Source organism: Protofrankia sp. CiP1_Cm_nod3 (genome assembly GCF_982290655.1).
Window position 1 is genome coordinate 12,064 of sequence record NZ_CEVIVD010000067.1, and the last position, 3,816, is coordinate 15,879.

2 protein-coding genes and 1 pseudogene are annotated in these 3,816 nt (G+C 73.0%); 2 read left to right on the forward strand and 1 reads right to left on the reverse strand.

What is annotated here, in order from left to right:
- Positions 1 to 1,607: glycosyltransferase 87 family protein (locus tag AC5LUJ_RS14245; RefSeq protein WP_493465077.1), on the reverse strand; the 1,607-nt coding region annotated here is incomplete at its 3' end.
- A gap of 311 nt (positions 1,608 to 1,918) precedes the next feature.
- Between AC5LUJ_RS14245 and AC5LUJ_RS14250 the strand changes: the two genes are divergently transcribed.
- A complete protein-coding gene (locus AC5LUJ_RS14250; protein ID WP_250285938.1) occupies positions 1,919 to 3,418 on the forward strand; it encodes an NAD(P)/FAD-dependent oxidoreductase in 1,500 nt (499 codons plus the stop codon).
- 30 nt (positions 3,419 to 3,448) lie between these two features.
- Positions 3,449 to 3,816, forward strand: a pseudogene (locus AC5LUJ_RS14255) (glycosyltransferase family 39 protein); the annotation flags it as partial.

The following is a 3,816-nucleotide window of genomic DNA, read 5'->3' on the forward strand; positions in this document are numbered from 1 at the left end:
TGGCAGCTCACCGTCATCACCAGCAGCGCCATCGGCAGCGTGTAGTGGTTGAAGTACGACTGCTTGTTCATGACGTCGAGGGTCAGCAGCACCACGGCGGCGCCCAGGCAGAACCCGGCCGCGTCCGCGCGCACCCGCCAGGCCAGCAGGTAGGCGCCGGCCAGCGCGAGCAGCATCGGGGCGAACCCGGCCGTGACCCCGGCGTGAGCCAGCACGCCGGGGATGGACAGCGAGTCACCCCGGACGGGGTAGCCCAGGTTGGTCGTCACCGCGTCCGCCCAGAAGTCCGCCGGCCCGGCCAGCACCCAGGGGGCCACCAGCGCGGCGGCGGCGCCGGCCGCCACGAGCACCCGCCGGGGCCCGAACGCCGGCCACATCGCCGCGACCGGGGCCAGCAGCACCAGATGCTGCTTGCTGGCCAGGGCGAGGGCGAACGCGACGGCCGCCCAGCCCGGCCGGCCCGCGCGCACCGCCCACACCATCCCGGCCAGGCAGGCGATGAGCAGCGGCTCGGTCCAGGACTGCTGCAGCGCGTACATGGCGCCGGGGATGACGAGCACCATCAGCGGCAGCGCCGCCGGGACGCCGGGATCCGCGGGCACCGCCGGGGCAGCGGGATCCGCGGGCACCGCCGGGGCAGCGGGATCCGCGGGCACCGCCGGGGCAGCGGGATCCGCGGGCACCGCCGGGGCAGCGGGATCCGCGGGCACCGCCGAAGCAGCGGGATCCGCGGGCGCCGCCGAAGCAGCGGGATCCGCGGCAGCGGACCCGTCCCGCGGGCCGGATCCGCTGCCCCGCGTGCCCGCGTCCCGCCGCGCGTCCCGGCCGGGGCCGGCCACGCCGGCGATCCGGCGGACCGTGGCGGCGGCGAGCACCAGCGCGGCCAGCAGGCCGTAGCGGACGTCCCCGAGCAGCAGGTGGAACGGCGCGAGCAGCAGCGTCGTGCCGGGCAGGTAGGGGTAGACGTCGAACAGCCCGTACACCTGGTATTCGGCGCGGCTGGGCGCCCACTGCTGCCGGTACATGTCACGGCCGTCGAACAGGCCGCCGGCGGAGACCTGCAACAGGTGGAAGACGTCGATCCGGGGCGTTGGCGCCGCCAGGATCATCGCGACGCCGGCGGCCACGACCAGGCCGGCCACCGGCCAGAAGCAGGCCGGCGAGGCGAGCCGGCGGGCCGCCCGCCAGCGGCCGTCCGGCGCCGGCGGGCGGGCCCACACCAGGACCGCCCCGGCGGTGAGCAGCCCGGCGGCCACCCCGAGCGCGTCGGAGAGGTCCGCCCACCGCCCGGCCGCGTAGTAGCGGGGCCGCAGCGCCACGCCGGCCGCGAGCAGCCCGGCCACGCCCGTCCACGCGGCGGTGTGCCAGCGCCGGGCCCACCGCCGCACCCGCTCGGCGGGGCCCGCGGCCAGCAGGACGGCGAGCCAGCCGGCGAGCACGGGCACCAGCGGCCACGGCCCCCGCCCGTCACCGGCACCGATGCCCACCGCGACACCGCCCCAGCCGGCCAGCAGCAGGGCTGTCGTCCCCCGGTCCGGGTGGCCCGGCGGCGCCCACCCGGGTGCGGTGGCCGGATCGCCCGTCCGGGCGGGTATGGGCACGTCCATGACGTGCACCCTGCCAGAGCGCACGTCCACGGCGTGCGCCCTGCCAGAGCGCACGTCCACGGCGTGCGCCCTGCCGGAGGCGCGGGTCACCGGCGTGCACGCCGTCGTCGGCGGGCGGGGCACGGCCTGGCCGGCAGGGAGCGGGAGCCGGGCTGTCGCGGCCGGCCCGCCGTGGCCGTCAGGGGGCGCAGGCGGGCGGCTGTGGGGGCCGTGCCAGACTGAGAAGCCGAAGCCGGATCATCGTCCACCGGCTTTGCTGGTATGTCGCGCGGATGACTATCGCGTGCGAAGGTGAGGAGAGGTCAGGCACAGTGGCCGAAAAGCCCGAGGTCGTCGTTATCGGAGCCGGACCGGCAGGTCTTACAGCAGGCTGGGAGCTGGTCAAACGGGACGTGCCCGTAACGGTCCTCGAAGGTGACTCGGTGGTGGGTGGGATCAGCCGTACCGCGCAGCGCGAAGGCTGGCGGTTCGACATCGGCGGGCACCGGTTCTTCACCAAGGTCCCCGAGGTCGAGGCGCTCTGGCACGAGATCCTGCCCGACGAGGACTTCCTGATGCGCCCGCGCTCGAGCCGCATCATCTACGACGGCAAACTGTTCGACTACCCGCTGCGCGCCGGCAACGCCCTGCGCGGCCTGGGCCTCCTGGAGGCCGCGCGCTGCATCTTCTCCTACTTCTGGGTGCGGGTCCGCCCGCCGAAGGACCAGACGAAAATCGAGGGCTGGGTCGCGGCCCGTTTCGGCTGGCGCCTCTACCGGATCTTCTTCAAGACCTACACCGAGAAGCTGTGGGGCGTGCCGGCGGACACGATCGAGGCGGACTGGGCCGCGCAGCGCATCAAGAACCTCTCGCTGTTCAACGCGATTGTGAACGCGGTCACGCCGAAACGGAACCAGAAGGACATCACCTCCCTCATCGAGGAGTTCCAGTACCCGAAGTACGGGCCCGGAATGATGTGGGAAGCCGCCGCCGACAAGATCGTCGACCGGGGCGGGAAGATCGTCTTCGAGGAGAAGGTCCGCGCGATCCACCACGAGGGCGGCCGGGCGACCGGGGTGACCACGGTGGTCACCGGCGGGTACGGCCCGGGCGCGGGCGCGCCGGAGGCGTCCCGGACCGACATCGGCAGTGAGCACCACTACGACGCGGACGAGATCGTCTCGTCGATGCCGTTCTCCTCCCTGGTCCGCGCGATGGATCCGCCCGCCCCCGCGCACGTCCTGGCGGCCGCGGAGGCGCTACGCTACCGGGACTTCCTCACCGTCGCGCTCGTGGTGCCCGAATCCGCCGGTTTCCCGGACAACTGGATTTACATCCATTCCCCCGAGCTCCAGGTCGGGCGTATCCAGAACTTCGCGTCGTGGTCGCCCTTCCTGGTGAAGGAAGGACGCACCTGCCTCGGGCTGGAGTACTTCGTCTTCGAGGGTGACGAGACCTGGTCGATGGCCGACGACGACCTGATCGCGCTCGCCTCCAAGGAGCTCGCGGCCCTCGGCCTGGTCCCGGCGGACCAGGTGGAGGGCGGTTTCGTGGTGCGCATGCCGAAGGCCTACCCGTTCTACGACGCCGAGTACAAGAAGAACGTCGACATCATGCGCGGCTGGCTCGCCGAGGCCGCCCCGAACGTCTATCCGGTCGGCCGCAACGGCATGCACCGCTACAACAACCAGGACCACTCGATGTACACCGCTCTGCTCAGCGTGCAGAACATGGTGGACGGCACCAGCCACGACGTGTGGGGCGTCAATGTCGAGGAGGACTACCACGAGGAAGTCTCCCCGGGTTACACCGGCACCAAAGCGTCGCACTGACCTCGGTTCACGGGACTGGAGGATCTGACCGTGACCGATGTCGCGGTTCGGCCGCTGGCGAACATCCCCGACCCGGCCGACGCGGGCCTGAGGCGTCCTGACCGGACGGCTGTCCTGTTCAGGGCGGCACTGCTCGTCATTGTTGTCGCGGCGGTGGCGGCGCGTTTCTCCGCCCGGCAGGCGTTGTGGCTGGACGAGGCCCAGAGCGTGGCCATCGCCCGGCTCCCGCTGACCGGGCCGGGCCTGACGCTGTTCGACGGCCTGCGCCAGGACGGCTCACCACCGCTGTACTACCTGCTGCTGCACGGCTGGGCCGAGCTGTTCGGGACCGGCGCGTTCGCGGTACGGGCGCTGTCGGCGCTGGTGAACCTGGCCGCGGCCGGGCCGCTGTACCTGCT